General features: G+C 46.5%; 5 protein-coding genes and 1 pseudogene. 1 reads left to right on the top strand and 5 read right to left on the bottom strand.

Annotated features, from left to right (window positions below; genetic code table 11):
- Positions 1-77: 77 nt before the first annotated feature.
- Positions 78-398: pseudogene (locus tag ABZJ92_RS19895) on the top strand (DUF5655 domain-containing protein); the annotation flags it as partial.
- A 46-nt stretch (positions 399-444) separates the two neighbouring features.
- Here ABZJ92_RS19895 and symE read toward each other — a convergent pair.
- The 5 genes from symE to ABZJ92_RS19870 form a co-directional block, all read right to left on the bottom strand.
- Positions 445-786, bottom strand: a complete 342-nt coding sequence (gene symE / locus ABZJ92_RS19890; protein ID WP_000132640.1) for an endoribonuclease SymE — start codon at positions 784-786, stop codon at positions 445-447.
- A 220-nt stretch (positions 787-1,006) separates the two neighbouring features.
- Positions 1,007-2,668, bottom strand: coding sequence for a restriction endonuclease subunit S (locus ABZJ92_RS19885; protein WP_000110073.1), 1,662 nt, complete (start codon positions 2,666-2,668; stop codon positions 1,007-1,009).
- Positions 2,668-4,137 carry a type I restriction-modification system subunit M gene (locus ABZJ92_RS19880; RefSeq protein ID WP_001387312.1) on the bottom strand — a complete coding sequence of 490 codons (1,470 nt, stop codon included), beginning with the start codon at positions 4,135-4,137 and terminating at the stop codon, positions 2,668-2,670. Before ABZJ92_RS19880 ends, ABZJ92_RS19885 begins: the two co-directional genes overlap by 1 nt.
- Positions 4,138-4,203: 66 nt before the next feature.
- The gene (gene hsdR, locus ABZJ92_RS19875) at positions 4,204-6,636 is read right to left on the bottom strand and encodes an EcoAI/FtnUII family type I restriction enzme subunit R (RefSeq protein WP_000819022.1); all 2,433 of its coding nucleotides are present in this window, start codon (positions 6,634-6,636) and stop codon (positions 4,204-4,206) included.
- 134 nt (positions 6,637-6,770) lie between these two features.
- Positions 6,771-6,953: hypothetical protein (locus tag ABZJ92_RS19870; RefSeq protein ID WP_214282741.1), on the bottom strand; the 183-nt coding region annotated here is incomplete at its 5' end.

The raw sequence follows: 6,953 nt of genomic DNA, 5'->3' as shown, positions 1-6,953 counted from the left end.
TTTTTCTGCTCATTATTAGCTCCTTCTGATGCCATTCTATTTCAGGAAGGAGTGTCCGTTAAACTCAGGCTACCTCAGTGTTATTCGATCATCTTCGCGATGAAGTTATGCGCCTGGACGCAGGGATCACGCAGGAAGTATTGAAGCTATATATTGCGTTTAAAGCGGAAACGAATTTTGTTGATGTTGTGCCGCAAAAAAGCCGACTGCGATTGTCGCTTAATATGCAGTTTCATGAACTGGTCGATCCGAAAGGTATTGCCAAAGATGTGACAAATGTTGGGCGCTGGGGTAATGGCGATGTAGAAATTGGTTTCAGCGACCTCGCACAACTTCCTTACATTATGGGATTAATTCGTCAGGCATTTGAAAAACAGATGGAGAGCGCGTTGGTATAACGCGGCGAATAATACCCGGTAGCACTGGCGCTACCGGGTCAATGTATCAGGCGACTTTCTGTTTACCTGTAATTACCCCAATAAATTCCTGTACCTGCCTTTGTTTACGCGCCGACAGCTTACACACCTTGCGTAGTGACTGCATCAGTTCGCTCTCTTCGGCGGCGGCGGGTTGGGCGGTGAGGACAATACAGCCTTCCATCACTTTGACATCTACCGCCGTGCCGGTGGCAAAACCGGCGGCTTCCAGCCACTGACCTTTCAGGGTGATGGCGGGAATACGGCTGTAATCCGGGTAACGACTCGCATAACTCACGGTTAATTGACGATTATTTGCCGGGGAGACTTCTGCTTCTAACGGTTGTGCAATAGAATGCGTGTCAGTCATGATTACTATTCTCTATAAATAGTGATTGTGATTAGCGGTGCGAGTGTGTTGGCGCACATCCGCACCGTGCTAAATACCTGGATACATCATCAGTAAATACAGGGAAAGTCCAGCTAAAAATTAATGAAAATAAGATGAAAATTAGCGTGAAATATAAATTTTGGTGATGTGAATAAAGCGGCTATTTAGCCGCTTTATTGGTTTTGTGAGGGCGAGGGAATTAGTTTATCGCTGCGTCAGTGAGTGCGTCTGCAAGATGCAGTTGGGTTTTATGATAAATCCCAATATAAGAAATAAGACCATTGCATACTGCTTCAATAGAATTTATCTTATCAAATATTGCTTGTTGTTCATTATAGGGGGGAATCGCAACAATAATATTGTAAAAACTGTCAGAATTAAGTTTTGGCATTTTTATTCTGTTCTCTGCTTTTTTGACTTGCATAAGAAATGGAATGGAAAGGATATATTTCAATAAGTAATTTGGATTAATGTAACAGTCTAATGGATACATATCAGCACTGCAAAGACCATTATACTCTGCTAAAAAAACTTTGGATAATGACGGGCGGATTTTAGAATAAACAATTTGTCCTTTATAAAAGCGACTATTTGGCCCTTTGACTCCTGATTCTTTCACTGTTCTCTTTGATATCACTCTCCCAGTGCCCTTTTCAATAATATCAGGTGCTACTTGATATAAATTTAAATAATCTTTTGGTGATACTAATTCAGATTTAATATTAACTATATTACCAATACGACACCATTCCCACCCTTCCGGAAGTTCAAACGGTTTTTCCTCATCGCTAATTGGCGGCAGTGGTTTTTGTTTTTTTATTTTCCCTTCTTTCACCAATTGAGCTTTTTCCTGCGCAATACGTTTGAGCAGTTCAGAGGCGGGTTCGTCATTCGGATCCTGCGGCACAAGTTTGCCCATTACGGCCAGTTGCAGAATGGTCTGTTTTAACGCATCCACGCTGGCTTCGGTGGTAAATAGGGTGTCGAAATGCTCGCTAATACGCGCCCAGTTTTCAGCCAGTTCCGCGGTGTTTTGGCTGTCTGTAAGCGTTCCCAACAGGGTTTCAACCAGTTGCTGATGTGCGTCCAGACTGGTCAGGGATTGCTGTTCTAGTTGGTCGCAGAGGGACATCAAAGAGCTAACTTTTTCAACTATTCGCTCTTGTTCTGCAATGGGGGGTAATGCAAATAAGCAGCTATTTAATACTTTAAAATGTCTCGCGTATCCTCTTACATCTAATTTAAATGATCGTAACTGCCAAAAAAAGAAACGCTCACAAATTAATATAGGTGATAAAATCTTCACACCGTCAGCGCCGACAACAAAATCAAAATCAATAAATTTAATATTCCTTGTGTGATCACCAAAAACTATAACTGGATTATTTAACTTTATTAACAGACATTCATTGTTGCAATAACCAGAAATAAATTCTTGGCTTTGCTCGATAACAGGATATTTTCCCTCAGGTAGTATTTCGGAGGATTTTATTTTTCTAGATGACTCAGAAATTGAGCAATAAATATCAGGGAGGTGCACCCACTCCCATCCCTCCGGCAATTCAAACGGCTTCTCTTCCTCACTAATTTCTGGCAGTGGTTTTTGCTTTTTAATTTTGCCTTGCTTCACCAGCTCTGCTTTTTCCGCCGCAATACGCTTCAGCAGGTCCGACGCCGGTTCATCATTCGGATCCTGCGGCACCAGTTTACCGCGCACCGCCAGTTCCAGAATCAGCTCACGCAATTTCTTAATACCATACAAATCAATCTTACCGGAGCTGCCGCGCCCGGCGGTGGAACGGGTTTGCAACGCCGAGGTCCAGGTTTCCATATGATCAACGATCAGCTTTTCCACACTCATTAGTTAACCTCCTTGCCAGACAGCGCAGCGCCAAGAATATCGCGCAGTTGATTACGCAGCGTCTGGATCTCCGCCTGCTGTTTTGCATACTGCGCTAACAGTTCGTCCGGATCATGGCTGACGGTTTCCGCCTGATGTGGGTTTTTAATATCCAGATTGAAGTTGCGCGCAATCACGTCATCAATGCTGACTTTCCACGCTTGCTCATTCTCGACGCGGCTGGCAAAACCATCGGCCTCGTTACCCCACCAGTCGATCTCCGCCTGAAACTCTTCAAACTTCATCGGCTTGGTTTTGCTGTAGTTTTTCACGCCCGCCGGATACGGATGTTCATAGAACCAAATCTCTTTGGTTGGCTGACCTTTGGTAAAGAACAACAGGTTGGTTTTAATGCCGGTATAGGGATTAAACACACCATTCGGTAAACGCACGATGGTATGCAGGTTGCACTCTTCGGTAAGTAGCTTTTTGATTTTGGTTTTAACACCTTCGCCAAATAGTGTGCCATCCGGCAATACCACCGCCGCACGACCGTTTTTCGCCAGTACTTCCACAATCAGTTGCAGAAACAGATCCGCCGTTTCGCGGGTTTGCATCTCTGCCGGAAAGTTCTTCTCAATACCGTCTTCTTCCGTGCCACCAAACGGCGGGTTGGTAACAATGACATCCAGTTGCTCATCCCAGGAGGAAAGCGGTTTATTCAGGGTGTTGTCGTGACGAATTTGTACCGGTACTTCAATGCCGTGCAGCAGCATATTGGTGGTCGCCAGCAGGTGCGGAAGCTGTTTTTTCTCAACACCGTGGATCTGTTGTTGCAGTGTCTGATGATCGGCGACGCTCTTCACGTATTTGTTCTTTACATGATCGAACGCGCAGGCAAGAAAACCGCCCGTACCGCAGGCCGGGTCCATAATGGATTCGCCGAGTTTCGGATCAACGCGATCCACCATAAAGCGAGTGACGGCGCGTGGAGTATAGAATTCGCCCGCATTGCCCGCAGATTGCAGATCTTTAAGGATCTGTTCGTAAATATCACCAAACAGATGGCGTTCGCTGGCGCTGGTAAAGTCAATTTCGTTCAGCTTGTTGATCACCTGGCGCAGTAGCGTACCGTTTTTCATATAGTTATAGGCATCGCTGAACGCCTGCTTCACCACGTAGCCGCGTGGGTTTTTATCGATAGGCGCAGTGAGGTTTTTCAACGCCGGAAACAGATCATCATTAACGAATTCCAGCAGGGAATCACCGGTAATGCCCTGCGCGTTGGCGGCCCAACTGCGCCACAAATAACGCTGTGGGATCGGATATTGATAGTTATCCTGCTCCAGTTCCAGCGCCTCTTCCTGGGCATCGAAGATTTTCAAAAACAGCAGCCAGGAGAGCTGACCGAGACGCTGCGCATCGCCGTCCACACCGGCATCTTTGCGCATAATATCTTGTAATGATTTGATTACTGAGCTGATAGACATGTTGTATTCCATGAAAAACAAGGCCTTCTGCAACATGATGGTTGCAGAAGGCGCAAAAGAGAGTTGTTAAGCAGAGCGGGGCGGTAATTGGTAGATTTCGTTTTCCAGCTCGCTGAGCGCCTGATTATACCCGTTACGGTCGCCAAATCCGGTTTTAATAATCTCCGGTAAGGTGCCCATGCTGTCGAATGGTTTAAGTTTCAGCACCTGAATACTTTCGATCTCCTGTACGCCCGCATCGGCGTATTTATCCAGCAGATTATCGAGCACGGCTTGCGCTGCTTCAGAGTATTTTGTGAAGTAGTTCCGCTTGTGCACGTTCTCGGCGCGCTCTTTGCGGGTTAACGGCGGCTGACCATACACTACGTGGCAAAGCATGTCGAACGGGTCGAGATCTTTACCGACTTCTTCTGCCAGTACTTCCCAGATGATCCCCTGTTGCTCCAGCTCGTGAATGATCGCTTCTTTGCGATCGGCGTCCTGCCACTTGCGGGTAAAGTCATCCAGCGAGGCATATTCTTTGAGCAGTGTTTTGCGGGTGTAATCTTTAAAGGATTCGGTAACCAGTTTACCGTCGGCGTCGTAATACTGAACGCGCTGTGCAATAACGCCCACCGCTACACCGTTGACGTGAAACTTGCGGATTTTCTTCTCGTCTTCTTCCGGAAATGGGCCGACATCATCGGTATCGGTAACCTGGTATGGTGGCGCAGGCGGTTCATCAACGCCTGTTACCTGTTCGTCGTCATGTTCGCTGATTTCTTCGAGTTTCTCTTCAAAATCAGATTCTGGATCGGCGATATCCTCTGGTGTGGTATCCATGACTTTTTCGGGAATGCCATCGAAACGCTCATCGGCAAACAGTTCGGTGGCTTTTTTAAAGTCGAGGATGGTAAACCAGAGTTTGCCGTAACGTTCGTCGATGCGTGTACCACGACCGATAATTTGCTTGAATTTGGTCATCGACTGGATGTTCTGGTCTAGTACTACCAGTTTGCAGGTTTTAGCATCCACACCAGTGGTCATCAGCTCTGAAGTGGTCGCGATAACCGGGTACGGTTTTTTCGGGTTGATGAAGTTATCCAACTGAGCTTTGCCAATTTCATCATCGCCGGTGATTTTCATGACGTATTTGTCGTTCTTTTTCACCTGCTGCGGGTTGAGATTAACCAGGGCGCGGCGCATACGTTCTGCATGATCGATGTCGTTACAGAAGACGATGGTTTTATCCATCGGATTGGTGCGCTTGAGGTAGTCGGTAATGGTTCTGGCAACCAGTTCTGTGCGTTCGTCGATCACCATCGTGCGATCGAAATCTTTCTGGTTATAGATACGATCGTCAATCACTTCGCCGTTTAAGTCAGTTTGCCCTTTGGTTGGGCGCCAGCCTTGCAGGTCGACATCAATATCAACACGGACAACTTTATAAGGAGCGAGGAAGCCGTCTTCGATCCCTTCTTTTAGTGAGTAGACGTAAACCGGATCGCCGAAGTAATCCGTGCTGGAGACTTCATGCGTCTCTTTTGGCGTGGCGGTTAAGCCAATTTGGGTGGCGGAACTGAAATAATCAAGGATCTCTCGCCAGGCGCTGTCTTCGGATGCGCTGCCGCGATGGCATTCGTCGATCACGATCAGATCGAAGAAATCTGGTGCGACTTGTTTAAACGCTTTTTGGTCTTCCTCCGGGCCAGTTATAGCCTGATAGAGCGCGAGGTGAATTTCATAAGCGGGATCAATGGTGCGTCCGCTGACTTTGGTCATTGCCGTACCAAATGGCTGGAAATCATTATTTTTGGTTTGGTCGACCAGAATGTTGCGATCGGCAAGGAACAAAATGCGTTTTTTATTTTTTGATTTCCACAGGCGCCAGATGATCTGGAATGCGGTATAGGTTTTCCCTGTTCCGGTCGCCATGACCAGCAGAACGCGGTTTTGCCCGTTGGAGACGGCTTCAATGGTTTTGTTGATTGCCTGAAGTTGATAATAACGAGGCGATTTGCCGCTGCCATCGTCGTAATAGTCCTGAGTAATCACCGGAAGCTGAGCTTGTGTGTATCCTTTCCAGAGGCAGAATTTTTGCCAGAGTTCAGCGGGGGAGGGGAAGTCATCCAGCGTTATTTGCTTTTCAAGGCATTCACCTTCGGCTGCGGTGGCATCGCGGAAGATAAAGCCATCACCGTTGGTGGCAAAAACAAAAGGAACGTCCAGCAGGCGCGCATATTCAATGCCCTGTTGCATCCCTTTGCCAATTTCATGTTTGTTGGCTTTTGCTTCAATCACGGCTAAGGGAATGCCTGGCTTGTGGTACAGCACGATGTCAGCAGATTTTACCGTTCTGCGTGCCGCAACTTTACCACGTACGATGACTTTACCGTCCCGGAGTTTGACCTCCTGTCTGATTTGCGTTGTGTTGTCCCAGCCTGCATTGAGAATGGCTGGCATAACGCATTTGGTAATGATGTCTGCTTCCGTCAGGTTACTTAGGTTCAGTTCCGCCATGGGGGGTTCTCGCTTTTATCAGGACGATTCTGATTGTACATAAAATCAATAGCCTGGCTATGATTTAGGGCGGTGTTTCAACGTAAAGTACGTAGCAGAGATCACATTGATATCTCTGTTATATCTTGCTTGAATTAATCTGGGCATATCAGAGACAGATAAACAGAAGTTACAGGAACCATATCAACTCTAACAAAATATATAAAAATCTTATAGTTGCGTTTCTTTCGAACAAGAAAGAGGTAATGCTGCCAACTTACTGATTTAGTGTATGATGGTGATTTTAAGGTGCTTGCGTGGCTTCCATTTCCATCAGA

This window comes from Shigella sp. FJ200513 (assembly GCF_040495915.1).
Classification (GTDB): domain Bacteria; phylum Pseudomonadota; class Gammaproteobacteria; order Enterobacterales; family Enterobacteriaceae; genus ECMA0423.
The sequence above is the reverse complement of the archived record's forward strand: the minus strand, read 5'-3'. Positions and strand labels throughout refer to the sequence as shown.